Consider the following 26,150-nt stretch of genomic DNA (forward strand, 5'->3'; position numbering starts at 1 on the left):
ACAGGACACTGCGCGATGACGACGTACGTGTACGCATTCGACCAGGGACATAAAGACCAGAAAGACCTTCTGGGTGGTAAGGGCGCGAACCTCGCGGAAATGACGAGAATTGGCCTGCCAGTGCCCCCTGGTTTTACCGTTTCCACCGACGCTTGTCGCTACGTCATGGAACATGGAACTAATCCACCTGAGTTAAAAGACCAGGTCGACGCGGCATTAAGCAAAGTCGAAGAACTCATGGGACGCCGATTCGGCGATTCGCAACAGCCATTACTGGTCTCTGTGCGTTCCGGGGCGAAGTTTTCGATGCCCGGAATGATGGAAACGGTGCTCAACGTCGGACTCACCGATGAGACGATTCAAGGTCTTGCCCGCATGGCCGGGGCAGAGCGTTTTGCTTACGACTCCTATCGCAGGCTCATCCAGATGTACGGCAAAACCGTGTTGGATATCGATGGGGAACTTTTTGAGCATGTGCTCGACGATTACAAAGCCCGCCGCCAGGTCAGCTCCGATGTGGGCCTGAGCACCGATGATCTGCGCGGCATTATTGACGAGTTCAAAGCGATCGTGAAACGCGAATCGGGAACACCGTTTCCGCAGGATCCGCGCGAACAGCTCACCCGCTCCATTGAGGCTGTGTTCCGGTCCTGGAATGCGCCGCGCGCCGTCATTTACCGCAACACCGAACGAATCCCGCATGACCTCGGCACCGCGGTCAACATTTGCTCCATGGTGTTTGGCAATCTCGACGAACAATCCGCAACCGGTGTGGCGTTCACCCGTGACCCGGCCAGCGGCGCCCGCGGCGTCTACGGCGATTTCCTCGTGAATGCTCAGGGTGAGGACGTGGTGGCGGGAATCCGCAACACCCTGCCCCTGGCCGAGCTGGAGAATGTGCTCCCCGACTGCTACCGCGAACTCACCGGCATTATGGCCAGGTTGGAAGAGCACTACCGAGACCTGTGCGATATCGAGTTCACCATTGAATCCGGGAAACTGTGGATGCTCCAGACCCGCGTCGGCAAGCGCACCGCTGCCGCTGCCTTCCGAATCGCATCCCACCTGGTCGATGAAGGTTTGATCGACGAAACTGAGGCGCTCACCCGCGTCACTGGTGACCAGCTCACCCAACTCATGTTCCCCCGCTTCGACCGTTCAGGAACCCTCGACCTCATCGCCACCGGCATGAACGCCTCCCCCGGCGCAGCGGTCGGCCACGTGGTCTTTAACTCCGATATTGCCGTGGAGCGCCAGCGCGAGGGCATCCCGACCATCCTGGTGCGCCGCGAAACCAACCCCGATGATCTCGCCGGGATGATCGCAGCCGAAGGCATCCTCACCTCGCGCGGAGGGAAAACCTCCCACGCGGCTGTGGTCGCGCGCGGCATGGGTAAAACCTGCGTGTGCGGGGTTGAAGAGTTCGATGTTGACGGGGTGCACGGAGAAGTCCGGGTGCACGGTAACGTCCTGCTGCGCGAAGGCGACGTGATCTCCATCGACGGCACCACCGGCGAAGTATTCCGCGGTGAAGTCCCGGTGACCCCCAGCGAAGTCGTGCAGTACTTCGAGGGCTCCTTGGATCCGACCTCTCCGGACGCGTCCGAACTCGTTCAGGCGGTTCATCGTCTGATCGGGGTCGCTGATCGCGCCCGGACCATGAAGGTTCGCGCAAATGCCGACACCCCCGAGGACGCGGCACGATCCCGGCGCATGGGCGGCGAAGGTATCGGCCTGTGCCGTACCGAACACATGTTCCTCGGTGATCGGCGAGTCGTCGTAGAAAACCTGATCCTGGCGCATAATCAGGCCGAACGCGATGCGGCCCTGGCCGAGTTGCTTCCGCTTCAGCGTCAGGACTTCCTCGAAATTTTCGAGGCCATGGGCGAATTGCCGGTGACGGTTCGACTGCTCGATCCGCCGCTGCACGAGTTCCTACCGGACCTGACCGAACTGTCGGTGCGGCTCGCTAAGGATGACAAACCGGCCAGTGAGTACGACCAGCGGGTGTTAGAAGCTGTTCAGCGGATGCACGAACAAAATCCGATGCTGGGTCTTCGCGGGGTACGCCTGGGGCTGACCATTCCGGGCCTGTTTGGAATGCAGACCCGCGCCATCTTGGAGGCAGAAGCCGAAGCTCGTCGGCGTGGGCTCAACCCGCACGTGGAGATCATGGTGCCGCTAGTGGCATCGATCCGCGAGCTCAAAGCCATCAACGAGGAAATCCGTCAGGTCGCCCGCGACGTCTCAGAAGAACAAGGAGTGGACCTGACCGCCCGGGTCGGCACCATGATTGAACTCCCCCGCGCTGCACTGCGGGCCGACGAAATCGCGGAGGAAGCGGAGTTCTTCTCCTTCGGCACTAACGACCTCACCCAGACCACCTGGGGATTCTCCCGCGACGACGTGGAGGCCGGTTTCTTCTTCACCTACAAGGAACGCGGCATTTTGTTGCTGTCACCGTTTGAAACTCTCGACCAGTTTGGGGTCGGTGAGCTGGTGCGGATCGCTGCTGAACGGGGGCGTCAGACCAACCCCGATATTAAGCTCGGCGTGTGCGGTGAGCATGGCGGAGACCCGCAGTCGATCCACTTCTTCAACTGGGTGGGCCTCGACTATGTGTCGTGCTCACCGTTTAGGGTTCCGATTGCCCGGCTCGAAGCTGGCCGGGCTGCCTTGACAGTGGATTCGTTCGAGATGAGTCACTAATCGCGCCGATTGATTCCGCGTAGACCGCGTACCGCGTGAGTCTCGTGACCTGGTGGGCCATTCCGACAATGATCGGGATGGCCCACCTCTAAGTTTTGGGGCGGCTTAGTCAGTAGCGCGGACGGATGGACATGGAGTCGATGCTCGCTTCGGGGCTCATACGTGCCGCTAAGCCCACGGCCTGCGCCACAGACTCCGGACGCAGGTAGCGCTCCGCCTCGTACTCTGCCTGTTCACACGCCACGAGTTCCCGTTGCATATCTGTATCGACCCGACCCGGATGAATTGAGGTCACTCGTACCCCATGCGCACGCTCCTCAGCGCGCAGCGCATCCATCATGGCTCTCAGGGCGAATTTGGAGGCCGCATACGAGCTAGTACCCGCACTCGCGGTAAAACCTGCCCCGGAATTAATGGCAATCACTGTTCCCTGTGCGCGGCGCAGGTGCGGTAACAACAGTTTCGTCAGATCGGCACATGCCACAACATTCGTGTCTAGAACCTCTCGCCATTGGGTTGCATTCAGCTCCTGAACCTCACCAAATCCGAGCCGACCTGCCGACAACACCAGCACGTCTAAACCGTCGGGAAGCTCAAGCGTCTCCATGGCCTGCGCTAACGCTTTGTCGTCCGTGAGATCAGCACACAGGAGCTGGCTTCCGGGATATTCCTTGGCGAGCTCTTGCAATGCATTCTGTTGGCGTCCGCCCAGAATCAGGTTGTGGTCTTTGGAGAGGTCGTCGGCGATTGCACGGCCAATTCCGCGCGTCGCTCCGGTAATTAACGCTGTTTTCATACCCACCAGTCTCACACCCCAACGCGCCGCAGGCCCCATCCCGGGAAGTACAAGCCAGCCACAGGGCGCAGCCATTTTCGCCGAGGGGCCGCGAAAACGGGCTGGACCTGGGGCTGGGGCGCGGACTCGGGCTAGGGCTAGAGCTGGGGCCGCGGACTCGGGCTAGGACTGCGCCGCGGACCGCCCTGCCGCATCCATATACGGCTGCCAAAATATGGTTATGGATTGCACCCGGTCCTCGGCGCAGACAGCGTTCACCGCTGCGAAGGTCCGCACCGAGATTATTCTCGTGATGCTTCTGACGCTTGGCCAGTCAGCCGTCTATGCGGTGGTCTCACTCATCGCGAAACTGAGCCAGGGACCGCTGTCTGGCCAAACCACCGCGATGAACACATCGGCCTCACCACGCCCTTACCTGGATCTCACCTACCAGCTGCTCGATATCTTCTTCAACCTGGTGCCGGTGGCCCTGGTGCTGTTTCTACTCAACCTCGCGGGATACCGCGCCTGGCAGACCCTGGGGCTTACCCTGTCCCGTCCGTGGAAAGACGTCGGCTGGGGAGTTGCGCTGAGTGCCGCTATCGGGGTGCCGGGACTGGGACTGTACGCGCTCGGTCGGGCACTAGGCATAACTAGTGAAGTCGTACCTGTCGCATTACACGCCTTGTGGTGGACGATTCCGGTGCTCATCCTCCAAGCCGTGAAAAACGCCGTCTTGGAAGAGGTCATCGTCGCTGGGTATCTCGTGACTCGTCTGGAGGCGCTGGGCTGGAAGCCACGATGGATCATCACGACCTCTGCCCTCTTACGAGGCTCCTATCACCTGTATCAGGGGTTCGGGCCCGGTATCGCAAACGCGTTGATGGGGATCGTTTTTGCCGAGTATTTCCGCCGCACCCGCCGTACCCTTCCTTTGATCCTCGCGCATACCCTGCTCGACACCGTGGCGTTCGTCGGGTACTTCCTGCTGCGCAGCATCATCACGACCTGAGCAGACCCGCGGGGCTGTGTTGTCCCATCCCCGTGGCCGGCGCCTTCCAGTCCTAGCCCCATGCTCTCCAGTCCTGACCCCATGCCCTCCAGTCCTAGCCCCGTGCCTTCCAGACCCGAGACCCGCACCGGTCATAGCGGAGAACCGGCTCCCGGCCGCGAGATCGCAAACGGTGCCGGGCCCAGATAGAGCGATGCGACAGGCTAGAGAAGAGCTAGAGGATAAACGGTTCCTCGGCGCCCTGGGAGGTCAGCGGCAGGCCAGCCTCTGCCCACGCACCCATACCACCGCGCACATTAATCGCCTCATAGCCGTTCTGGTTCAGCCAGATCGCTGCCTTAGAGCTGCGCCCACCTGAGCGGCATACCAGGTACACCGGGCCATCCTCGGGCAGCTCACCGTACCGGGCAAGGAGTTCGCTGGCTGGAAGGTGCTGGGCATTTGGAGCATGCCCAGCATCCCATTCATCGCTTTCACGCACATCCACCAGGAGAGCGCCAGCTGGAATATCGGTGACATCAACGGAAGTAATCGCGTCGTTCATCATGCATGGAGCATACGGCGTCGCCGTAGCCTGCGCGAAGAGACGACCCCGCCTGGCGCGTCGGCGCTCAGCCACTCCGCACAGTGCGAGCACGACCGCACACTACGGCCCAGTCGACACGCTCAGTCGTGCAGCGCCACCGCTCGGATAAGAGGACGCGCCGCCGCAACCGCGCATAGCACCAAGGCGAACGACGCTACGACCGCAATGAGGTAGCCACCTGCGGTCATGAGTGCCTGCCCTGCGTTTCCACCCGCCACCGGCGCCAGCAACAACACAGATGAGACAGCAGCGACGACAGCGCTGAGCACGAGAGGTATTGCCGTCTCCAGGGTTCGGGCGCGGTGTAGATGGTTGAGATCAGCGCCAGAAATATGCATGGCGCGGTACTGGGTCCGCGAGTCGAGGACTTTAGCCGCTTGGGTCACCCCAGTCGATACCGCAGCCAAAACAGTCGCCATACCCAGCGTGAGATACCCGCCTGTCCTGACGTCGTGAGCCATCACCTCATCCGGGCCAGAGGGAGCGACAGCTCCGATATAGGCGGTGATTGCGGCCACAATCAGGGCGAATGAAATGCCGCCGACGGTTCGCCAGCCTGATCGCGGGTCATCTGCAAGACGTCGCGCAGCCACCAACAGCACGGGGCCGCGCGCCACCGCGCCCACAATGCGCGCCACGATCCACACTAGATAGGGTCCCAATAGGTTCACTGACGATATAGCCAGAACAAAGAGCGTAACCATCACTGCTATGGCAAGACCCATGTCCTGATAGCTGAGTCGCGACGCCACAATAAATACCACGAAGATGACCACCCACATCACCACGCGGGCCAACGACATCCGCATATCCCGTGACCGCCGGGCGACTCCAAGTGGGGATGTCGCCACACCGATCAAGCTAATGCTCGCGGAAACCACAGCGAGCACCACAAATCCGATCACTAAGAGGGGGTATCCCCACCAAGGAAGCAGAAGCCCACCGACGCTCAGTTGCTCACCATTAAAGCTGAGCAGCGCCACCAACGGCAGGGTCACCAGGTGCAAAATAATCCCGATCACCGCGCCCACCAGCGCCTGCACGCCGGTATCCAATACGGTTAGGACGCTAACTTGACCTCGGGTTGCCCCAACGAGTCTCATGACCGCAAGCTCATGGTCTCGCCGAGCTAGGGAAAGCCGCGCAGCCGATGCCCCCAAACCAACAGCAGCTGGCACCAACATTGCTCCGGCGATCACCGAGCAGAAAAAGAGAAAACTGTCTGGGGTGTCCTGGATATCTCCTGCCGAAATAGTTCTCCCAAACCATCCGATCCCACCGAGCACGGTCGCCAACATGCCACTGGAGACCGCGAACGCGATGATCGCCAGGGCCTCGCTTAAATGTCCTCGCCGTCTGACCAGCATTAACGACCAGGTTTTCAGCATTGCGTTCATGCCTGCACCCCCGCACCTGCGGGCCGCTGGTATTCGCGCGCGATGATGCCGTCTTGCATTGCGATAGTGCGTTCGCAAAACGAAGCCACATGAGGATCGTGGGTGACTACGATCAGCGAAGCGCCCGCATCGTGGCAGGCGGCCACCAGAGTCGACATCACCTCACGTCCCGTGGCTTGATCGAGCGCCCCGGTTGGTTCATCTGCGAACACCACACTCGGGGTCGATGTCAATGCCCGGGCTATGGCCACACGCTGCGCTTGCCCGCCGGATAGCTGACCGGGACGACGGTTATGCATACCGCTTAAGCCAAGCCGATCTAACCATTGGGCAGCGTTGTTCTGGGCAGCTTTTCGGGAGATGCCTGCAAACATGGACGGTAGTGCTGCGTTATCCAGGGCCGTAAGTTCAGGTAGGAGCTGTCCATCTTGAAAAACGAATCCGAAATCGGTGCGGCGGAGCTTGGTGCGGGCTCGATCGCCCAGTTGGGCGAGGTCTTGATCTCGGTACATAACAGATCCCGAGGACGGCTTATCAATACCCGCCAGTAAATGCAGCAGGGTAGTTTTCCCTGAACCAGACGGGCCCATAATCGCTAGGGACGAAGCCACGGTGACATCCAGATTGACGCCGGCCAACGCTCGGGTCTGCGCCTGCGATGTGCCATAAGTTTTAAAAAGCGCACGCGCGCTCAGCAGTGGAGTATTCATACATCCAAGGTGCCAGCACAGCCATCTCAAGCGGATCGGTCTGCAAACGGATATTCGCACCGAACATACGACCTCAGGCGTAGTCCGAGACGACCTCGGGGCGAAATAGCATCGTCCGAAGGCAAAAAGCCCGGCCAGGTCAGCCGAAGCGCCCGGAGATATAGTCCTCCGTTGCCTTCTGCTTCGGGTTGCGGAACATCACTTCGGTGTCATCCATTTCGATCAGCTTGCCGGGTTTTCCAGTGCCCGCAATATTAAAGAAAGCGGTGCGGTCCGACACGCGCGAGGCCTGCTGCATATTGTGGGTGACAATCACGATCGTATAGTCATTTTTCAGCTCATGAATGAGGTCTTCAATGGCGAGCGTGGAGATCGGATCCAAGGCCGAGCACGGCTCGTCCATCAACACGATTTCCGGTTTGACGGCAATTGCTCGTGCAATGCACAAACGCTGCTGCTGACCTCCGGACAAACCAGAGCCGGGTTTACCCAGGCGATCTTTCACCTCTTCCCACAGGTTCGCGCCGCGCAGAGACTTCTCCACCAACTCATCCGCAGCTGCCCGTGAAATCCGTTTGTTGTTGAGTTTGATGCCCGCGAGCACATTTTCGGCAATCGACATGGTCGGGAACGGATTCGGACGCTGAAAGACCATGCCGACCCGGCGGCGAACATTGACCGGATCCACCCCGGGACCGTAAATATTTTTGCCGTCGATCATCACGTTGCCCTTGGCGTAGGCACCGGGAATCACCTCGTGCATACGGTTGAGGGTGCGCAAAAATGTTGACTTCCCACACCCCGACGGCCCGATCAGCGCCGTGACGCTGCGCGGCTGAATGACCATATTGACGTCCTCGACAGCTAAGAAGCTGCCGTAGTACACATTGAGGTTCTCGACGTCGATTCGCTGCGACACCGCGGGTCCTTTCGCCAGGGGATGCTTGAGACCGGTCCGGGAGGCCGGATTAACGACCAGTCTTCGGGGAGAAGTAATAGGAAACGAAACGGGCGATCACATTCAGCAGCATCACAATCAAGATCAGCGTAAGCGCAGCTGCCCAGGCCCGGTCATAGTTGATCGTAGTTGAGCACGGGTAGGCCATGTTCGTAATCGGATTAGTAATGAGATCAGAGTTGCACACCGCATTACCCAGTTTGTACTGGCTATTAATAAAGGTGGGCAAAGTCGACATGCGCCCATCGAACATGTTGGCATTCATCATGGGCAAAGCGCCGATTGTCAGCAGCAGCGGCGCCGTCTCACCGATCACACGGGCAACAGCCAAGGTCACCGAGGTGGTCAGTCCCGCAATGGCGGTGCGCAACACGATCCGCACAATGGTCAACCATTTGGGGACCCCGAGCGCATAGGCTGCTTCCCTTAGCTCATTGGGCACTAAACGGAGCATTTCCTCGCTGGAACGCACCACGGTGGGGATCATCAAAACACTGAGCGCCACCGCGCCCATCATGCCGATGCGCAGCCCCGGGTCTCCGCTGACGGTGACAAATAGGGAGAGCGCGAACAGACCCGCGACGATCGAAGGAATCCCGGTCATCACGTCCACCAGAAAGGTAACGCCCCTACCCAGAATCTTCATTGGGCCGGTGGTCGCATATTCGACCAGGAAAATCGCGGTGAAGATACCAATCGGCACCGAGATGATAGATGCCCACAGCGTGATTAATAGGGTTCCCACAATGGCGTGAGAGATACCCCCGGAGTTCATACCGCCGATCACACCGGCCATATCGTGGGTCCAGAAATAGCCCGGATACGGTTGGAGAAGTTTCTTCAGACCGCGGCTGACCACTTCCCACAGTAGAGAAATCAGAGGGATCATGGCCAGGGCAAACGCGCCAAAAACAAACAGCGACATGAGCCGGTCCGCAGCCCAGCGAGGCCCCTCGCGCAGCCGTGAATAGGTGTAGCCAACAACCAGATGGACGAAGAAACCAAGGACGACCGCACCGGGAACAGAGAAGGCTCCGCACAGTGCCAGCACCACCCCGGCCAAGATCAGGGAGATGATCCCTGTGGCGAGCAGGTGGTACCACGGCAAGCTACGTTCGGCACTGGCAGCAAACCCAGATCCGCGGCCAGAACTGCCTCGTCCGGACCCACCTCGGTCAGACCCACTCCATCCAGGGCCACCAGCTTCGGGACGGTCGCAAGCCACATCGGCGACACTTTCGACCATAGAACCACTAGACGAAGGATGTGCCATCAGTTCGCTCCCGAGAAGTCCTTGCGGCGGGCGACAATCCCTCGCGCAATGGAATTAATAATGAACGTGATGATGAACAGGACCAACCCTGTAAAGACCAGCCTCGACATATCGATACCGGTCGATTCGGCGCTCTGAGCGGCAATGTTGGCAGCGATCGAATTATGCTGACCGACTTCGAGAATGTGCAGCGAATAGGTGTGTCCAGCCGAAAGCACCATCAACACAGCCATCGTCTCGCCCAGGGCACGGCCCAGCCCCAACATGGACGCGGAGACGATGCCCGAGCGGCCAAACGGCAGCACCGCCGTCCGGATCATTTCCCAACGGGTTGCGCCGAGCGCAAGTGCTGCCTCCTCGTGAAGTTTCGGAGTCTGCAAAAAAACCTCGCGCGTCACTGCCGTAATGATGGGCAAAATCATGACGGCCAGCACAATGGATGCCGACGCGAGGTTGCGCATCGGTTTAGTGGGGTCGCCAGCGAACAGCGGAATCCACGAAAAATAGGTATTCAAAAAGGTGTAGAGAGGTTCCAGCTTTGGCACCAGCCACACCCCGCCCCACAAACCGAAAACAACCGACGGCACCGCGGCGAGCAAATCCACCACGTACCCCAGAAGCTGTGCAAGTTTGCGAGGGGCAAAATGCGAAATGAATAGGGCAATCCCGACCGCGACCGGCACCGCCATCACGAGGGCGAGACCTGCAGCCAGCACGGTGCCGTAAATCAGCGGACCCGTGTAGGCAATTAAGGAGACGGCGTCCGCTTTCCCCGTGAGTTCCTTGCTGCCTTCGATAGCTTCGCGTGACTGCAACGCCAAGAAGACGAACACCGCGAGCAGAGTCAGGAAGATCACCAATCCTGACGCAACTGACATCGATGCGAAGATCCGGTCGGCAACACGCACTTTAGGTTTAGCCATCGGTGCTGGCGGTGCCGCCGATTCCGGCGTAGATGGGGGTGAGGCGGTGCTCACGCGCTAACTCCTCGATTGTGTAACTGCATTCGGCCTTCGATGAGACTCGAACCCGGTATGAGCGAACATGACGGTGCGCCGCCGGACCGTAACGGAGTGATCTGGCGGCGCACTGCCGGTCGCTGGTTGCTGTGAACGGCTCAGGCCTTTGCCTTGATGGACGAAATAGCCTTCTTCGCCTCGTCGCTCAGCTTTGTGGTCAGCGGGGCTGAACCTGCGGCCTGGTGAGCGGCCTGCTGGCCGTCGGTGGAGACGATGTAGTCCGCGTACGCCTTAACCAGATCCGCTTCCTGCTGGTTCTGGTAGGTGTCACACACAGCGAGGTAGGACACCAAAACCAGCGGGTAGGTGCCTGCTTCCTTCGTGGTGCGATCCAGCTCAACCACGATGTCGTGGTCGGAACGTCCCTGTGCACGCGGCGAAATCTCAACGGCCTTGGCCGCTTCCTCCGGGGTATATCCGACGTACTTATCGCCAACCTTGATCTTGGCGGTGGACAGATTGCCAGCCTTGGAAGCGTCGGCGTATCCGATGGTGCCGTCGCCGCCTTCGACCACCTTAATCAGGCCAGTCGTGCCGTCACCGGACTGTCCGCCCGCGTTCGGCCACGTTTCGACGGCTCCTGCAGTCCAGGTTTGCGGGGAGTTCTTCGAGAGGTATTCGGTGAAGTTTTCGGTGGTGCCCGACTTATCGGCGCGATGCACCGGCACGATCTGTTTGTCGGGAAGGTTGGCGTTGGGGTTGTCGGCCTTAATCGCCGGATCGTTCCACTTGGTGATCTTGCCGGAGAAGATACCCGCCAGCGCATCCGGCGACAGCTGCAAGTCCTTCACGCCGTCAAGCTTGTACACCACCGCAATCGGGGAAATGTAGATCGGAATATCGAAGGCTTGCCCCCCAAAACAGCGTTCCTTCGAGGACGTGATCTCCTGAGCGCTCAGCGGTTTGTCCGACCCAGCGAACACCACGCCTTTGCTGAGGAACTGCTCTCGCCCTTTACCGGACCCCACCGCATCGTAGGTGACCGAAGCGCCGGGGTTCAGAGCCATGAAATTCTGGGTCCAGGCACTTTGAGCAGCCTCCGCGGACGACGCACCCGAGCCGGCGAGCGAACCGCTCAGCTTCGAGGACGAACCTGCGCTGCTACTTGCACCGTTGGAGGGGACTTTAACCCCGCCGTCATTGCCACTACAGGCGGCAAGACCGAAGACGCTCACGATACCGAGGGTGGCTGCGGCGGCAAACTTGCTCGTCCGAACGTTCACTAGGTTTCCTCTCCAGAGCCTGTGGCTCTGCACACTCAACGGGGATGCGCACGGGACTACCGATGACATTCGTGAATGTAGGGAGGGCAGGTGTCTAATTGCCGCTAGGCGGGTGAACTTCCGGTTAACAATCTCGTCTATTCGCGTTCCTGCAGCTCAAGCGGCCTCACCGACGCGATGACTGATGTCACAGCGCCATCATGTCAAGCTGATGCGGCTTCACCAGATGTTCGGCAAATGGCGTTCAACAGCCACAACCTTGCCGCGGGCAGTGGTGTGCAGCACCAGCGCCTCCCCTGCGGCGAGGTAAGGGTCCTGCCGAGGAAGCTCCAACGCCGCAGCCTTCGTGGCATGGCGCCTAGCAACTTGAATCACCGTCGGTAAAACCGGTCGATGGGTGCATACAACCGTCGGACGTGCAGCGTCCAAAACCCGTTCCATCACCGCCGCTGTTTTCGACGGGCGTTTCGCATTGCCCGCCTCAGTGAGCTCGTCCCGGGTGACGATATCGATTCCGGCGGTGTGCGCGAACGGTTCCACGGTGGCAAGGCACCGCTTCCACGGACTGGTCACCACTTCTGCCGGGTCGAAGGCAGCCAGCAGCGGGGGCAGAGCCAAAGCCTGCTTGCGACCTTTTCTCGTCAACGGTCGAGTGCCTTCCCCTTTGCGCCATTTAGAGCGGCTGAGCGCTGAACCGTGCCGCTGCACCACAATCGGTACGGTTTGCAGTTCGTCAGCCTCCAGGTAGCGGCGCAGGGCATCAATTTGGACGTGATCTGCCGACCCGCTGACCATCGTGTCCACTGCATCGAGCTTAACCCATTCCACCCGGTCAATCTCTCGTGGGTCTTCTGGCCCCGGCGCCACCCGCGAACGCACGGTTCCCACCCAGTACTGCACGATTTTCGGTCGGCCATCAGGAAGGGAATACACGGCCGCGGGCAATGGTCGGTGCAGACGGATCCCGTACCCGGTCTCTTCGGTGATTTCGCGAATAGCAGCAGCCGGAAAAGTCTCTCCCGCATCCAGTTTCCCTTTGGGCACCGACCAGTCGTCATATCGTGGCCGGTGCACCAACAACACCTCTCGGCGGCCTTTTTTCTCCCGCCACACCAAAGCGCCAGCGGCCAACACCGGGGCCTCTGTTTTCACCCGATCAATCACAGACATAACCACTCCTCACGACCGCCGACGACGACGCCGATGCACGTCAATGAGCTCAGCTTGAAGATCGGGAAGACGCTCCCCGTCGGCATCGAGATAGTGGCGTCCCCAGACACCGTCACCATCCAGATGCCAGCTCGTCATAGAGTCGTCCATGGCCATATCCAGCAAACGGGTCAGCTGTTCGATGTGGTCCGGGCTTGTGATCCTTACGAGCGCCTCCACGCGCCGGTCAAGATTTCGATGCATCATATCGGCGCTGCCGATATACACGATTTTTTGTCCGCCACCGTCGAAGCTGAAAACGCGCGAGTGCTCAAGGAAACGACCGAGGAATGATCGCACCCGGATGGTGTCGCTCAGTCCAGGAACTCCTGGCCGCAGCGCACAAATACCCCTCACCACGATATCGACCGGAACTCCCGCCTGGGACGCCCGGTAGAGCGCGTCAATAATGGTTTCATCCACCATCGAGTTGCACTTAATACGAATTCTGGCGGGCCTGCCCGCAGCATGGTGGGCGATTTCGTCCTCAATGCGCTGCACTAAGCCGTCGCGCAACGCCCGAGGAGCGGTCAAAATCCGGCGTAGCGACGTGGCCGGGGCGTAACCCGACAACTGGTTAAACAGTCGGGTAATGTCCTGCCCCACCTGTTCGTCACAGGTTAAAAGTCCGAGATCCTCGTACATGCGGGCCGTCTTCGGGTGATAGTTCCCGGTGCCCACATGGCAGTACCGGCGCAGCCCGGCTTGCTCACGGCGAACCACCATCGACAATTTGCAGTGGGTTTTCAACCCGACGATTCCGTACACCACGTGCACGCCTGCGTGTTCAAGTTTCCGCGCCCACGAAATGTTAGCCTGCTCATCGAACCTGGCTTTGATTTCCACCAGCGCGAGCACCTGTTTTCCAGCTTCAGCCGCATCGATGAGCGCATCCACAATCGGCGAATCACCGGAGGTACGGTACAGGGTCTGCTTAATCGCTAGCACCTTCGGGTCGGCGGCAGCCTGTTCCAAAAATGCCTGCACGGACGTTGAGAAAGAATCGTACGGATGGTGTAGCAAAATATCGCGTTTGCGAATCGCCGCGAAAATATCCGCGGCTTTAGCCGTCTCCACCTCGTTCAAATGCGGATGAGTGGTCGGCAAAAAAGCCGGGAAATGCAAGCTAGGTGCGTCGATATCCGCGATTTCATGTAATCCGCGCAGGTCGACCAGACTGGGCAGCTCAAATACCTCGGCTTCCATCACACCGAGCTCGCGCACCAACCACTCCCGCACTTCCGGTTCGATGCCTTCTTCCAGTTCCAAACGAACCGGGGCACCAAACCGCCTGCGCAGAAGTTCCTTTTCGAGCACCTGCAAGAGGTTTTCTGCGTCGTCCTCTTCGACTTCCATGTCTTCGTTGCGCGTCACGCGGAAAATATGATGGCCGATGATGTCCATCCCGGGAAACAGCTGATCCAAGTTGGCAGCGATGACATCTTCCAACGGAATGAAGCGCAGTTCTTGCCGATCATCACCGCTCGGGCCGACCGCGTCCTCCGCGCTACGGATACGCACAAACCGCGGCAAGGTATCGGGCACTTTCACCCGCGCGAAATGCAGTTTGTCGCCGCTTTGGCTGCGCATCTGCACCACCAGGTTCAATGCCAGCCCAGCGATATAAGGGAATGGGTGCGCGGGATCCACGGCCAAGGGTGTGAGCACCGGAAAGAGTTCACTGGCAAAGAAATCCACCAGATGTTCCTGCTCGTCGGCATTCAGCCCATTCCAGTGAGTGATGGCGACACCGGCCTGTTCCAAGAGCGCCGGGCGCAGGTCATCCTCGACGATCCGGGACTGCATGACCTGCAATTCATGGGCCCGCCGACGCACCATATCCAGCACCTGCCGCGGCGGGATTCCCGATGGTCCCGTCACCGCAAGACCAGTCTCCAGACGACGCTTCAACCCAGCGACCCGCACCATGAAGAACTCATCCAGGTTCGAGGCGAAGATCGCGGCAAACCGAACCCGCTCCAGCAGCGGCACCTCACAGTCGCGCGAAAGTTCCTGCACCCGCTCGTTAAACGCCAGCCACGACAGTTCCCGTTCTAAGAAACGATCATCGGGTAGCGGCTCCCCGTCCTCGGTCGCGCCGCGTTTGGTGCGAGTGAGCCCGGTGTCTGCGGCGCGAGATGACGGCCTGGCACCGGTTCCGCGGGAGCTGGACCCTCTGCTGCCCGAATTCGATGACGTGCGCACGTTCACGGAGGCAGACTCCTGCGGCGCCAGTACCTTCGGGGTGGAACGCGCCGCAGGGTTCACGGTGACGGGATGGTGGGGTCCGGCCACTTGCGCCGCGGGCCGGAACTGGACGTCTTCGGAGATCACCTCGAAACCGAGATTGCGGTACAGCGTCAGCGCAGGGTCGTTATCCCCCTCCACGTAGAGGTGCACTCGGCGCACGCCGAGATCATGCACGTGATTCAAACTGTGGGTCAGCATGGCACGGGCCAAGCCCTGCCCTTGAGCTTGCGGCGAAACAGCCACCACATAGATTTCTGCGTCACTGGCACCGCGCACATGCTTGACCCAGCACATCCCGAGGATCGTGTGGCCGCGCCGCGCCAAGAGAAGATCGGCGGCATTGAACCAGGACTCACGCATCCGCTCTTCGAGGTCGCGGCGCGTCATATTTCCTTGCTCCGGGTGGCCTGCAAACGCCGCCGCATTCAGTTCCAGCAGACCGGGAGTATCCGTCGCAGGGTCGAAGGTTACAAGCTCGATATCTTCGGGCACATCACCGCGAACCGGGGGAACAGTCAGTTCAAGCCCCAGCTGCAGCAGACGCCGCACCGGAACATCGCCGCGCGAGCCGAGCAGAAGCAACGCCCCTTCCAAGGCGCCGTGAGCCCACACTGCGCCGTCGGGCCGCAGGGCAAGTGCCGCATCCAATAAGGCAGTGCCATACCCCTGGCGCCGGTGTTCCGGATGGACCATGCCCTGCACCGTGCCATCGGGCAAGATTCCTGCATATCCCACGAGTTCTCGATCCGCCGAGTAGACCATGAGATGCCACACTCCCCGGCACCTCGCGGTCGCTTTTAGTCGCAACCGAGCCGCCTCGTCCAGAGGCACCACCCCGTCATATTCCGCAACGGTTTGGCACAGGTCGATGACCGCCCTGCTCTGCCCTGGTGTCAGCAGATCAGTTTTTATCATGGGCGTTCGCGCTCTCCTCACGTCGTGTGACGCTGCTTGGTCCTACTCACGGTGTCTCCCCGGCGCACCTCAGTGCCCGTAGACTGCGGTTTGGGTCTTTACTGTGGGCCCTTAACCAATAAGAACTCTAACCGCCGACGCGACCGCTCGTCGCCTAACGCCTGCGAGACCAGGGAGGCTATCCCATGCCGAGGACAAACCGTGTTCCGCTCGGTGCCGCCCTCGGCCTGTTGATCACGATCATTCCTCTAATCCAGGGTCGGCTCTTTCCCTCCTCGCAGATGCTCAGCGGCATACAGCTTCTTCTAATCGCCGGTGTGTGCGTCATCGTGGTGGGGTTTTTATGCGCGGGCTGGCCTGAACTACTCGAACTTCCGTCCCCGCACGGAACCCGGCTCGTGATGGCTTGCACTGGGATCGCCGCGATTGCGGTAAGCCTGTTGACCAGTGTTGTCCACGCTAATCCCGACCCGCCAGCCTCCTTCACCGGCCTTGCCTTGGTGGTGGCAGCGTCAGTGTTGGCAGCTTTTATCCACGAAATGATGCGCAAGCAGCGGGATCGACTCACAGAGTCACTGACCGGAACGATCTGCGGCGCCCTGATCGTGACGCTTGCAATTGGCTGGATTGAGGCTGCCCGGTTCCCGAGCGGAGCCTGCCTCACTCTCGCTGCGGGTGCGAGTTTCACCGCGGCGTCGTTGATTCTCACACTCCCGATGCGGGGGCAGGTTTTAATTCCGATGGCGCTCGTCGGAGGCACCGCTGTCGGCACCCTGATGACCGCGGTGACTCGGCCTGGCGCATTGACGGTAGCGCTGGTCACCGGGCTCGTTGTGGCGGTTTTGACGGTTTCCATCCACTATCTGCTCACCCGGGTGTACCGGGCAGATGAACCTCGTGCCGTGCTCACCACCGCGGCGGCCCCGGTCGCCGTCATTGGCTTCGTGGTGATCGCGGTGGTCGGCATTTTCGGTCTATAGACCACTGGATCTTACGTGTGCCCGGCTCAAACTCGACCGGGCCGGGTCAGTCGTTCCCGTAACTTCGGGTCGATGTCCGTCCATGCTCGCTACACTGAGCCCATGAGTGCTCTCTCCATATTCTTTACAACTCTCGTGGTCTTGGTTGGCCTTGGCACCGTCGCATTCGCAGGCCTGGTCGTGACCCGCCTGTTTGGCCGGGGTCGCTGACGTGCCGATTGTTCTTGACGAGTCGCTGGATCCGTCTCTGTACCCGCTCGCCTGGCTGGTGGGTGAATGGCAAGGCGAAGGCGCCGTGCAGCTCCCGGGCGAAGACGGCCAGGATGTAGGCCGGCGCATTGAACAGACCGTCTCGGTGGCACCGACGCAGACAGCAGCCCTCGCATGGACCATGCGCACCTGGGTGTTTGACGCCCCATCACCGACCCCACCAACCGCCGTTTTTGCTGGTGACAGTGACGCTCAGTCCCAGGATCAGGCGAAGGCCCCAGATCAAGCCCCAAGCCGCGATTCAGCCCAGACAAGCTCTGATTTGTCGTCGGATGACTCCTCTGAGCCCGACCGCACGCTCTTGCACGAAGAAACCGGGTTTTGGCGCGTAACTGGACCGGTTGAGGGCGCAGATGTTGACAAAGCCCGCGGCGCTAAACCCGGCTCCCCCGAATCCCTGATCCCGTACGACGTGGAGTTCCTGCTCGCCCACCCTGAGGGAATGGTGGAGATCTATGTCGGACAGGTGCATGGACCTCGTATCACCCTCAACACTGATCTAGTGGCTCGCACCCGGACCGGTAGCGGCCATTCAGCAGCGGTTCGTATGTTTGGTTTGGTCCGCGGCAACCTCATGTGGGTTGAAGATCAGGCGAGCGAAGGCCGTGAGATGAGCAGTTACCTGTCGGTGGAACTGCACCGCGCCTCATGACTGTACCGCCCCCACCTCGGGAACCATCCCGGCTAGCTCAGCTTCCCGGAGCGGTGCTGTCCACGGGTCTGGACCAAGGTGTCGCCGCCCATTACGGTGCGTCGCTGCGTGAACAGCGACGCATGGAAACTGGCCGGGCCGTGGTCGATCTGTCCCACCTAGACATCCTGGAGATTGCGGGCGCAGATCGCCTGACCTGGCTGCATGCCATTACCTCACAGCACCTGGTCGGGTGTGTGCCCGGCAACTCCACGGAGTTGCTGGTGCTCTCACCTCAGGGGCGTATTGAACACGCAGCAGCAGTGATCGTGGGCGAGACCAGTCTGATGCTGGTGGTCGATCCCGGGCGCAGTGGTCCGCTGCTGGAGTTTTTCGACCGTATGCGCTTTGCGGCCCGCGTTCAGATCACGGTGCGGGATGACCTCGCTGCTGTCGGTTCCCAGGTTCCCTGGCCAAAGCTGAGCTTGCACAGCCAGCCAGAATGCAGCCAGTTAGCTGACAATTCCAGTGCCCAGACGGTGCACGCACCGGTGGCGGTGTGGACGGACCCCTGGCCGGGGATCTCCGATGGCGGCATCGCCTACGGGCCGGAACCGGAGGACGCCTCTGCCTGGCATTTGTCCCTGCTTCCGCGATCTGCCTGGGTGGACGCGATCGGTCCCGCATGGCATCGTGCCGATGGTTTAGCCGGGCTACTTGCCGCTGAGGCGCGCCGTATTGCAGCCCACCGCCCGCGGTTTCTCTACGAGGTTGATGACCGCAGCATCCCCCATGAATTGGATTGGCTACGCACCGCGGTGCACACGGCTAAAGGGTGCTATCGAGGGCAGGAAACCGTGGCGAAGGTGCTGAACTTGGGGCAGCCACCGCGCCGGTTGGTGATGCTTCATCTCGATGGTGGTCAGGAGACGCTGCCCGTCCATGGCGATGCGGTTGCGTTCTCAGGTCGAGCCATCGGACATGTCACCAGTGCCGCTGTGCACGCCGATCTGGGGCCGATTGCTTTAGCGCTCGTGCGCCGCGCTGTGCCGGTTGATGCGCCATTAACGGTGCAAGCCTTGGCCGGAGACAATGCCACCGTCTTAGATGCCACCCAGGAGCCGATTGTGCTGCCTCGGGACCACGGGCAGCGCCCACCCACCGCGAAACTCTAAAAGGCAGCCCCGCGAAAACTGTGCGAGGCTAGTGCCTCCGCGGGGTAGCCAGCTTCACGCTCCCCTCACCTTAACCTTCACTGGCAGAATGAGAGTATGCGCGCGACATCGGATGGATCCTCCCCCACATCTCCTGACCGCGCTCCCCGCGGCGACCACTCTCATCACGACCATCGCGACGACATTCTTGCCGTGCAGGAACGAGCGCGGCTCGCGCGTGAAGCTGCAGAGCACAAAAACACCCAACGTCTGCTGCGTGAGGCCGTGCACGCATTTACGCAGGCGCAGATACCTCCGATCCCTCTGCGAGCTCGGCCCTATAACGGGGGCCGCAGCATTCGCACGTCGTTGCGCGGATGGTATTTGACCCTGGACCGTCGTGCAGCGGTAGATACTGACGGGAATTTTTACCTTCTGCGGTGTGATGGGTCCTGGCGCGAACGTCTCCACGGCGCACATCCTGCTCCTAGCCCAGCGCCGCTGGTGATCGGTAGGGGTGGACGCGACGGCGAATCCATTGACCTCGCCGAGCTGATTGCACGACGCATTTCGGCGCCGATCCGATGAACCAGCGCCCCACACCGAAAAATCCGTCACCGGACTCATCGGCTCGTCTGCGCCCGTTTGATCGAGTCGTCCATGCAGCGGTGCCGCGCATCTCAGGGTTTCTTCGCGAGGGAGTTCAGCGGCTGCGAGAAGGACTGTGGCCCATCGCTTTAGCATCGCTGGCAGCCGCCCTGGCCTACGCAACCTCGAAGTTCCTCTGGGACCACCCCTACCCGTTCTTTTCGGCGATCGCCGCGTGGATCATTATTGGTTTCAGCACTGAGAAGAAGGTACGCAAGGTTGCCGAGTTATCCATGGGGGTTTTACTCGGGGTTGTTTACGGTGAAGCCCTGCGCTATCTGATTGGGTCGGGTACCTGGCAGATCGCCTTCGTTATTTTCACCGCTGCCCTCACCGCCCGGTTTCTTGATCGCGGAGTTATTTTTGCGATCCAAGCCGGCGTGCAGTCTTTGCTCGCCATGCTGATGCCGTTCCAGGCAGGCATGACCCCGATCGGTCGATTCTTTGATGCGGTCACTGGCGTCCTGATCGCCATTGTGATGCTGATGCTGCTCACCACCGATCCCCGGCGAATTCAACGCCGCGCTGCGATTCAGTTCTTTCGTAGCCTTGACGAGACAATGACTGCGCTGGCCTTATCGGCTCGCAATGGTTCGGCTGAGGTCTCCAGGGCAGCGCTTAAAAAAGTTCGGGCCACCTCGCAGTCCTCAACTGACCAGTGGGCGGTGGCCAATGATGCTGCCGACGAACTTGCCCGGTTTTCTCCGGCTGGTCACCGTCATGCCGCTGAAGTGCAACGTTTTCAGCATCTGTTGGTCGGCGCTGACCGGGCAATGCGTAATATTCGCGTGATAGCCCGACGCCAAACCCAATTTTTGGACGCGGTCGGTGGCCGGCCTCATTCTCATCTGGCTGATGCGTATCTCGCTGGGATCGATGCGATCGCAGCGATCCGAGAGGCTATCGATACCGGGGCTGATTTCACCGCGTCGCGACGAGCCCTACGGCTTTTTAGCTCCTACCTCACTCCGGAGCATCTTCTACGCGGTGATGACGACAAGGATCTGGGGCGGATCGGCCATTTTGAAGGCATCACACTGGTGATTCAGATCCGGTCGCTGGCTATCGACTTGTTGGAAGCCACCGGTTTAGATCATGCTGACGCCCAACGGTTTCTTCCCAGTCTTTTGGTGGTCTCAGATGGACAAATCGTCGGCCCCCGGCCGCTCACCCAGGAAATATCCGCTGTCGAACCCCCAACTACAACCGCAGCCATCGAATCGTTAATTCTCGGAACGATGGATGATGACCCTCCCGAGCAGCCGCACCCTTAGGATTGGCGCATGGTCTTCCAGATTCAGCAATGGATCTTCGTGATCCTCGGCGTCGGTATGTTCGCTCTTCAGATCTGGGCGTTCATCAACGCCCTTAGGTTTCGCCCTGACGCCTATGTCGCGGCGGGTAAGCGCACCAAAGTGTTTTGGTCCGTGCTGACGGGTGTTGCCATGCTGATCGGTTTCATATCGTTGCCCTACCCCATTGGTGGCGGGAACTCGCTCATGTTCCTCAATGTGATCGCCGCAGCGGCAGCCGGTGTTTTTCTAGCCGATGTGCTGCCTGCGCTCAAACGGGTGATGGGCCGGGCTCAGGGCCGCAGCTGGTAAGCATCCACGTGCGTTGAGGGGTGGGTGCGCTCTAGGCACGGCCACCTCTCCCTGATGGCATGCGGCACATGACGTGATGTTGTGCGTGTCCGATCCGACATCATTCGTCTTTGATCCGATGTTTTTGTGCATGCAGACGGGGCTGGCATTCCCGAACAGGAATGCCAGCCCCGTCTTAAGCATTCATGCCTGGGCAGTGATGCCCTGGCACTGTGCACGCCGCATCGTCAGGCCATCTTCTGGCCCTTGGAGCGGAGGTTGTCACAAGCCTCGATGACACGGGCCGCCATACCAGCTTCAGCCTTCTTGCCCCAGGCGCGCGGGTCGTAGGTCTTCTTGTTGCCGACCTCGCCGTCAACCTTGAGCACGCCCTCGTAGTTCTCCATCATGTGGCCCACGACGGGACGGGTGAATGCGTACTGGGTGTCGGTGTCGATGTTCATCTTGATGACACCGTTGTCGACGGCCTCGCGGATTTCCTCCAGGGTGGAGCCGGAGCCGCCGTGCATCACCAGGTCGAACGGCATGTCCTTGCCGTACTTCTCGCCGACAGCCTTCTGGATGTCCAGCAGAATCGACGGGGTGAGCTTCACGTTGCCCGGCTTGTACACGCCGTGCACGTTGCCGAAGGTCAGAGCGGTCAGGTAGCGACCGTTCTCGCCCAGGCCGAGTGCGGCAGCGGTCTTCAAGCCATCCTCGGGGGTGGAGAACAGCTTGTCTTCATCCACATCGGCCGAGTAGCCATCTTCTTCGCCACCGACGACGCCCACTTCGATTTCGAGAATCTTCTTGGCCTCGACACAGCGAGCAAGCAGCTTCTCAGCGATCTGCAGGTTTTCGTCGACCGGAACCGCCGAGCCGTCCCACATGTGGGACTGGAACAGGGGGTTCAAGCCCTTCTTTACGCGCTCGTTGAGGTCGTATTCGATGAGCGGTTCGACCCAGCTGGCGAGGTTCTGCTTCGCGCAGTGGTCGGTGTGCAGGGCGATCGTCACCGGGTAGTTCTTCGCGACCTCGGTCACGAACTGCGCGAGGGCGATAGAACCTGCGACGCGGTCCTTCACGGACGAGCCGGAGAGGTACTCCGCACCGCCCACGGACACCTGGATGATGCCGTCAGATTCGGCTTCGGTGAAGCCCTGAAGTGCTGCGATAGCGGTCTGGGAGGATGAGACGTTCACGGCCGGGTAGGCGAACTTGCCTGCCTTGGCCCGGTCGATCATCTCCGCGTACTTCTCAGGCGTTGCAATAGCCATGCTGTGTGATCTCCTCACGCGGGTGCTTCGGGGTCATGCCGGCAAACCGTGTCTCGGCCTCAGGCCACGGGCGTGCGACATACGGGACGCAGTCGCCGGCCATGTCCTATTGTCCCACAGTGGCGACGCGGCATCACGGGACCCACAGCGCCCAATCATCACCCCATCGGTGAACGACTTATCACAGTGACGCGAGGGGCGCTGCGACGTTGCCTATTCTGTGCCCGGTTTGCGGTTGCCACCTCGTATGAATTGCGGCGCTGTGCTTATGCGGTGGGCTCTTATGGCACGCACGGAATATCCGCGTGTCGACGAATCCACTCGTGCATGGCGATGGCGGCGGCAGCTCCCGCGTTCATTGACCGGGTGGATCCGTACTGCGGGATTGCAACCACGAGGTCCGCCCCGGCCAGCGCGTCCGCGCTCAAACCGGGTCCTTCCTGTCCGAAGATCATGACGGCATGCTCGGGGATCTCGGCGTGCTCAATCGCAACGCACCCCGGCACATTGTCAACCGCGATCACATATCGATCCTCAGCTCGAGCCCACTGTAGGAACTCCGGGACCGTCGGATGGTGGCGCACATCCTGGTAGCGATCGGTGACCATCGCACCACGGCGGTTCCAGCGCCGCGCGCCGACGATATGCACGGCCCCGACGTTAAACGCATTGGCGGTGCGCACCACCGAACCGATATTGAAGTCGTGTTCAAAATTCTCGATGGCGACATGCAGGTCGTGCCTGCGTATGGCCAGTTCCTCAATAATTGCGTCCCGCTTCCAGTAGCGGAAGCAGTCGATCACATTGCGTCGATCACCGTGAGCGAGCAGCTCCGGGTCATACCGAGGGTCAGTCGGCCAGGGATGCGGGTGCGGCCCCACCCCAATTTGCCGTTCGTTGCCGGTCTCCTGCTCTGTTCCCGCATGCCGTTCGGCGCCGATTTTCAGCTCCGCGCTAACGTGTTGCCCCGCGCTGACCTGTTGCCCCGTTTCGGGTTCTCGTTCGGTCCCGGCTTCGGCGCTGCTTTCTGCCGAGGAGGTCATAGCGCCAGTTCATCGACCGTGAACGCGGACAAATAGCGGTATCCAGCGGCTTCGACCTTCTCCCGGGCACCGGTTCCGCGGTCCATAATCACCGCCACCGCCTGAATCTGTGCCCCGGCCTGCGTCATCGCCTCGCAAGCCGTCAGCACCGAGGATCCGGTGGTGGAGGTGTCTTCAACCGCGATCACTGACCGTCCGGCAATATCGGGGCCTTCGATCCGACGTTGAAGGCCGTGCGCTTTTTCGCTCTTACGCACCACGAAAGCATCCAGCGCCGATGAGGTCCCCGCCGAGGCGTGCACGATGGCTGTGGCGACCGGGTCTGCCCCTAAGGTGAGACCACCGACTGCCTGCGCCCCGGGCACAAGGCCCTCACGCTGGAAAAGCTCGAGCATGACCTGCCCGACGAGCGGAGCAGCCTCATGATGCAGGGTGATCCGGCGCAGGTCGATGTAGTAGTCGGCCTGGGCACCGGAAGATAACGTCACTGTGCCGCGGACCACCGCGAGATCATTGATCAGCTGAAGAAGACGAGTACGCGCATCGGTCATGAAGCCAGCTTAACTGGGCTCCGGGCCCTTACCAGGGGCGGAGCGTTCACCGGCCACAGGGCTATCCCCGGATGTGGGCTGTTCCCCATGCGAGCGGTGAATCCCGTTAGAGCGGTGGCCCTCACCGTCACGGCGATCCTGGTTCGGCGCGCTGGCATCATTCGCGGAATGGGCAGAACCCGAAACCTCACCAGTCCACGGCAGTCGAGTCCGCCGCAAAGCTGTTAGCCGCTGGGCTTTTTGGGCCCGTCGGCGACTCGCCCACCGTTCCCACCGCCCGTACGTGACGTCGCGGATCACTGACCGAGGAGCGAACGGCGCCCCTTCCCGACCGGCCCGGTACCGCAGCGACGGGATCGAAAGCACAACCCCCTTCGCGGTGTCCCGCAGGGCTTGCTCCACCACGTACGGTGCTTTCAACCAGGTGATTCGGGGAAGACCATCGACGTTTATCGCGGCCCGGTCATGAAACTCGGTGTGCACATACCCCGGCAGCAACGCGGTCGCCGTCACCCCGGTTCCGCGCAGTTCCATCGCGAGCGACTCCGTGAACACCGTGACCCAGCTCTTTGCCGCCGCGTAGGTTCCCGCGGTCGTGTATGCAGCCAGAGATGACACGTTCAAGATTGCGCCTTTGCGTCGATGCACCATCGCCCGCGCTGCGGCATGGGAGAGCACCATCACCGCTGTCATGAGCGTGTCCATGTGGCGCACATGCTGCTCAATATCGGTCTCTAAAAAGCCGTGGCGCAGCCCGTATCCGGCGTTATTGACCAGCAGGTCGATGGGCGACACCGGATCGAGAAGGCGCCGGGCCACCTTGTGTAGCTGTTCCCGATCCGAGATGTCGGCGCGAAGCGTCTCAACCGAAACCTCCGCAACATGCTCAATCTGGCAGGCGATGGCGCGCAGCCTGTCCTCGTCACGAGCCACCAGGACCAAATCATGCCCGGTTGCCGCCAGCTGCCAGGCAAATTCCAGGCCGAGTCCTGCGGTTGACCCTGTGACCAGTGCGCGTGCCATGTCTCAAGAGTATTCATAGGATCGTCCTCATGCGCATAGCGACTTGGAATATCAATTCAGTACGAGCCCGCTCGGAGCGTCTGCTGGGTTTTCTGACCCGGCACGATGTTGATGTGTTGGCTTTGCAAGAGATCAAATGCCGATCTGAGCAATTCCCGCGCGATGAGCTGGAAGCTGCTGGCTACCAGGTCGCGGCGCACGGGTTGAACCAGTGGAACGGCGTAGCTCTGATCTCCCGGGTCGGGTTGGAGGATGTGCGCACCAGCATCGATGGTCTACCTGCGTGGGGCGATGATGACCTCGTGCACGAGGCTCGGGCGATCGGCGGTCTGGTGGCAGGCTCATTGCGCCTGTGGTCGCTGTATGTGCCCAACGGACGGGAAATTGATCACCCGCATTACGCCTATAAGCTGCGCTGGCTGGACGCGATCCGGGCTGAAGGCGAACGACTGTTGTCCGCCGATCCTGATAGCCGCACCATTTTTAGCGGCGACTTCAACGTGGCACCCCTCGATGAGGATGTCTGGGATCCTGAGTTCTTTGTCGGGAAAACGCATCTCACGCCCGCGGAGAGGGACGCTTTCCACGCCATTGTGGAAGCGGAATACGCAGATCTGGTGCGTCCGTACTGTCCCGGTCCCGGCGTCTACACCTTCTGGGACTACCAGCAACTGCGCTTCCCGAAGCGCCAGGGCATGCGGATCGATTTCTTGCTGGGCTCGCCTGCGGTTCAAAAGTGCGTGACCGGCGCCTTCATTGACCGAGAAGAACGCAAAGGCAAGGGCGCTTCCGATCACGCCCCCGTGGTGGTGGACCTGGACCTGTAGTTAGCCTGGATACCCGATTCATAGAGCCAGACTGGATGTGCTGTCACTGGAGCGGGGCTGGAGCTTGCGTCGATGGAATCGGACTGTGAACTGGAGCCTCGTTCCATGGCGCAGCCGTTGAGTCTTT

At 60.6% G+C, this 26,150-nt stretch carries 23 protein-coding genes and 1 pseudogene; 9 read left to right on the plus strand and 15 right to left on the minus strand.

The window, feature by feature from the left end:
• Positions 1-15 precede the first annotated feature (15 nt).
• Positions 16-2,709, plus strand: a complete 2,694-nt coding sequence (ppdK, locus tag BN1724_RS05565) for a pyruvate, phosphate dikinase (RefSeq protein ID WP_058234562.1) — start codon at positions 16-18, stop codon at positions 2,707-2,709.
• A 109-nt stretch (positions 2,710-2,818) separates the two neighbouring features.
• Here ppdK and BN1724_RS05570 read toward each other — a convergent pair whose 3' ends face one another.
• Entirely contained in the window at positions 2,819-3,505 is a 687-nt protein-coding gene (locus BN1724_RS05570) for an SDR family oxidoreductase (protein ID WP_058234563.1), read from the minus strand.
• A gap of 220 nt (positions 3,506-3,725) precedes the next feature.
• Here BN1724_RS05570 and BN1724_RS05575 point away from each other — a divergent pair, with 220 nt between their 5' ends.
• Positions 3,726-4,496, plus strand: coding sequence for a CPBP family intramembrane glutamic endopeptidase (locus BN1724_RS05575; protein WP_157085775.1), 771 nt, complete (start codon positions 3,726-3,728; stop codon positions 4,494-4,496).
• Positions 4,497-4,710: 214 nt separating this feature from the next.
• Here the strand turns inward: BN1724_RS05575 and BN1724_RS05580 are convergent, their stop codons facing one another.
• The 10 genes and pseudogenes from BN1724_RS05580 to mshD form a co-directional block, all read right to left on the minus strand.
• Complete coding sequence (locus tag BN1724_RS05580) at positions 4,711-5,043, minus strand: rhodanese-like domain-containing protein (protein WP_058235795.1); 333 nt, start codon at positions 5,041-5,043, stop codon at positions 4,711-4,713.
• A 119-nt stretch (positions 5,044-5,162) separates the two neighbouring features.
• Complete coding sequence (locus BN1724_RS05585) at positions 5,163-6,479, minus strand: FtsX-like permease family protein (RefSeq protein WP_058234565.1); 1,317 nt, start codon at positions 6,477-6,479, stop codon at positions 5,163-5,165.
• Positions 6,476-7,189, minus strand: coding sequence for an ABC transporter ATP-binding protein (locus BN1724_RS05590; RefSeq protein WP_058234566.1), 714 nt, complete (start codon positions 7,187-7,189; stop codon positions 6,476-6,478). Before BN1724_RS05590 ends, BN1724_RS05585 begins: the two co-directional genes overlap by 4 nt.
• A gap of 139 nt (positions 7,190-7,328) precedes the next feature.
• Positions 7,329-8,108 (minus strand): phosphate ABC transporter ATP-binding protein PstB, encoded by a 780-nt coding sequence (gene pstB / locus BN1724_RS05595; protein ID WP_058234567.1) that lies wholly within the window; start codon positions 8,106-8,108, stop codon positions 7,329-7,331.
• A gap of 49 nt (positions 8,109-8,157) precedes the next feature.
• Entirely contained in the window at positions 8,158-9,393 is a 1,236-nt protein-coding gene (gene pstA, locus BN1724_RS05600) for a phosphate ABC transporter permease PstA (protein WP_084252792.1), read from the minus strand.
• Between the two features lie 26 nt (positions 9,394-9,419).
• Positions 9,420-10,343 (minus strand): phosphate ABC transporter permease subunit PstC, encoded by a 924-nt coding sequence (gene pstC, locus BN1724_RS05605; protein ID WP_084253109.1) that lies wholly within the window; start codon positions 10,341-10,343, stop codon positions 9,420-9,422.
• Between the two features lie 194 nt (positions 10,344-10,537).
• Entirely contained in the window at positions 10,538-11,662 is a 1,125-nt protein-coding gene (gene pstS / locus BN1724_RS05610; RefSeq protein ID WP_058234569.1) for a phosphate ABC transporter substrate-binding protein PstS, read from the minus strand.
• A 219-nt stretch (positions 11,663-11,881) separates the two neighbouring features.
• Complete coding sequence (locus BN1724_RS05615) at positions 11,882-12,832, minus strand: NUDIX hydrolase (RefSeq protein WP_058234570.1); 951 nt, start codon at positions 12,830-12,832, stop codon at positions 11,882-11,884.
• 9 nt (positions 12,833-12,841) lie between these two features.
• Complete coding sequence (locus tag BN1724_RS05620; RefSeq protein ID WP_456236267.1) at positions 12,842-15,082, minus strand: RNA degradosome polyphosphate kinase; 2,241 nt, start codon at positions 15,080-15,082, stop codon at positions 12,842-12,844.
• Between the two features lie 114 nt (positions 15,083-15,196).
• A pseudogene (gene mshD / locus BN1724_RS13270) lies at positions 15,197-16,036 on the minus strand (mycothiol synthase); the annotation flags it as partial.
• A gap of 185 nt (positions 16,037-16,221) precedes the next feature.
• Here mshD and BN1724_RS05625 point away from each other — a divergent pair.
• The 6 genes from BN1724_RS05625 (at position 16,222) to BN1724_RS05650 (ending at position 21,323) form a co-directional block, all read left to right on the plus strand.
• On the plus strand, positions 16,222-17,016 hold the full coding sequence (locus tag BN1724_RS05625) for a hypothetical protein (protein WP_058234571.1): 795 nt from the start codon (positions 16,222-16,224) through the stop codon (positions 17,014-17,016).
• Positions 17,017-17,227: 211 nt separating this feature from the next.
• Entirely contained in the window at positions 17,228-17,938 is a 711-nt protein-coding gene (locus BN1724_RS05630; protein WP_172797085.1) for an FABP family protein, read from the plus strand.
• Positions 17,935-19,092, plus strand: a complete 1,158-nt coding sequence (gene ygfZ, locus BN1724_RS05635; RefSeq protein WP_058234573.1) for a CAF17-like 4Fe-4S cluster assembly/insertion protein YgfZ — start codon at positions 17,935-17,937, stop codon at positions 19,090-19,092. Before BN1724_RS05630 ends, ygfZ begins: the two co-directional genes overlap by 4 nt.
• A gap of 96 nt (positions 19,093-19,188) precedes the next feature.
• Positions 19,189-19,659, plus strand: a complete 471-nt coding sequence (locus tag BN1724_RS05640; RefSeq protein WP_058234574.1) for a hypothetical protein — start codon at positions 19,189-19,191, stop codon at positions 19,657-19,659.
• Positions 19,656-20,993 (plus strand): FUSC family protein, encoded by a 1,338-nt coding sequence (locus tag BN1724_RS05645; RefSeq protein WP_058234575.1) that lies wholly within the window; start codon positions 19,656-19,658, stop codon positions 20,991-20,993. Before BN1724_RS05640 ends, BN1724_RS05645 begins: the two co-directional genes overlap by 4 nt.
• A 9-nt stretch (positions 20,994-21,002) precedes the next feature.
• The gene (locus BN1724_RS05650) at positions 21,003-21,323 is read left to right on the plus strand and encodes a DUF2516 family protein (RefSeq protein WP_058234576.1); all 321 of its coding nucleotides are present in this window, start codon (positions 21,003-21,005) and stop codon (positions 21,321-21,323) included.
• A gap of 227 nt (positions 21,324-21,550) precedes the next feature.
• Here the strand turns inward: BN1724_RS05650 and fbaA are convergent, their stop codons facing one another.
• The 4 genes from fbaA to BN1724_RS05670 form a co-directional block, all read right to left on the minus strand.
• Complete coding sequence (fbaA, locus tag BN1724_RS05655) at positions 21,551-22,579, minus strand: class II fructose-bisphosphate aldolase (RefSeq protein WP_058234577.1); 1,029 nt, start codon at positions 22,577-22,579, stop codon at positions 21,551-21,553.
• Between the two features lie 281 nt (positions 22,580-22,860).
• Positions 22,861-23,622, minus strand: coding sequence for a TrmH family RNA methyltransferase (locus tag BN1724_RS05660; protein WP_058234578.1), 762 nt, complete (start codon positions 23,620-23,622; stop codon positions 22,861-22,863).
• Positions 23,619-24,173, minus strand: a complete 555-nt coding sequence (gene pyrE / locus BN1724_RS05665; RefSeq protein ID WP_058234579.1) for an orotate phosphoribosyltransferase — start codon at positions 24,171-24,173, stop codon at positions 23,619-23,621. Before pyrE ends, BN1724_RS05660 begins: the two co-directional genes overlap by 4 nt.
• Before the next feature lie 9 nt (positions 24,174-24,182).
• Positions 24,183-25,196 (minus strand): SDR family NAD(P)-dependent oxidoreductase, encoded by a 1,014-nt coding sequence (locus BN1724_RS05670; protein WP_084252793.1) that lies wholly within the window; start codon positions 25,194-25,196, stop codon positions 24,183-24,185.
• Between the two features lie 29 nt (positions 25,197-25,225).
• On the opposite strand from BN1724_RS05670, the gene BN1724_RS05675 reads away from it, so the two are divergent.
• The gene (locus BN1724_RS05675; RefSeq protein ID WP_058234580.1) at positions 25,226-26,023 is read left to right on the plus strand and encodes an exodeoxyribonuclease III; all 798 of its coding nucleotides are present in this window, start codon (positions 25,226-25,228) and stop codon (positions 26,021-26,023) included.
• Positions 26,024-26,150 lie beyond the last annotated feature (127 nt).

Source organism: Devriesea agamarum, assembly GCF_900070355.1.
In the GTDB taxonomy this organism is placed as follows: Bacteria; Actinomycetota; Actinomycetes; order Actinomycetales; family Dermabacteraceae; genus Devriesea; species Devriesea agamarum.

Excerpts from the sequence above, each read along its gene's own strand:
- BN1724_RS05645 (WP_058234575.1), top strand. The coding sequence starts at position 19,656 with ATGAACCAGCGCCCCACACCGAAAAATCCGTCACCGGACTCATCGGCT.
- BN1724_RS05640 (WP_058234574.1), top strand. The coding sequence starts at position 19,189 with ATGCGCGCGACATCGGATGGATCCTCCCCCACATCTCCTGACCGCGCT.
- BN1724_RS05575 (WP_157085775.1), top strand. The coding sequence starts at position 3,726 with ATGGATTGCACCCGGTCCTCGGCGCAGACAGCGTTCACCGCTGCGAAG.
- fbaA (WP_058234577.1), bottom strand. The coding sequence starts at position 22,579 with ATGGCTATTGCAACGCCTGAGAAGTACGCGGAGATGATCGACCGGGCC.
- BN1724_RS05650 (WP_058234576.1), top strand. The coding sequence starts at position 21,003 with ATGGTCTTCCAGATTCAGCAATGGATCTTCGTGATCCTCGGCGTCGGT.
- BN1724_RS05625 (WP_058234571.1), top strand. The coding sequence starts at position 16,222 with ATGCCGAGGACAAACCGTGTTCCGCTCGGTGCCGCCCTCGGCCTGTTG.
- pstC (WP_084253109.1), bottom strand. The coding sequence starts at position 10,343 with ATGGCTAAACCTAAAGTGCGTGTTGCCGACCGGATCTTCGCATCGATG.
- BN1724_RS05670 (WP_084252793.1), bottom strand. The coding sequence starts at position 25,196 with ATGGCACGCGCACTGGTCACAGGGTCAACCGCAGGACTCGGCCTGGAA.
- BN1724_RS05675 (WP_058234580.1), top strand. The coding sequence starts at position 25,226 with ATGCGCATAGCGACTTGGAATATCAATTCAGTACGAGCCCGCTCGGAG.
- BN1724_RS05660 (WP_058234578.1), bottom strand. The coding sequence starts at position 23,622 with ATGACCTCCTCGGCAGAAAGCAGCGCCGAAGCCGGGACCGAACGAGAA.
- pyrE (WP_058234579.1), bottom strand. The coding sequence starts at position 24,173 with ATGACCGATGCGCGTACTCGTCTTCTTCAGCTGATCAATGATCTCGCG.
- BN1724_RS05585 (WP_058234565.1), bottom strand. The coding sequence starts at position 6,479 with ATGAACGCAATGCTGAAAACCTGGTCGTTAATGCTGGTCAGACGGCGA.
- BN1724_RS05615 (WP_058234570.1), bottom strand. The coding sequence starts at position 12,832 with ATGTCTGTGATTGATCGGGTGAAAACAGAGGCCCCGGTGTTGGCCGCT.
- BN1724_RS05570 (WP_058234563.1), bottom strand. The coding sequence starts at position 3,505 with ATGAAAACAGCGTTAATTACCGGAGCGACGCGCGGAATTGGCCGTGCA.
- ygfZ (WP_058234573.1), top strand. The coding sequence starts at position 17,935 with ATGACTGTACCGCCCCCACCTCGGGAACCATCCCGGCTAGCTCAGCTT.
- BN1724_RS05580 (WP_058235795.1), bottom strand. The coding sequence starts at position 5,043 with ATGATGAACGACGCGATTACTTCCGTTGATGTCACCGATATTCCAGCT.
- BN1724_RS05590 (WP_058234566.1), bottom strand. The coding sequence starts at position 7,189 with ATGAATACTCCACTGCTGAGCGCGCGTGCGCTTTTTAAAACTTATGGC.
- pstA (WP_084252792.1), bottom strand. The coding sequence starts at position 9,393 with ATGGTCGAAAGTGTCGCCGATGTGGCTTGCGACCGTCCCGAAGCTGGT.
- ppdK (WP_058234562.1), top strand. The coding sequence starts at position 16 with ATGACGACGTACGTGTACGCATTCGACCAGGGACATAAAGACCAGAAA.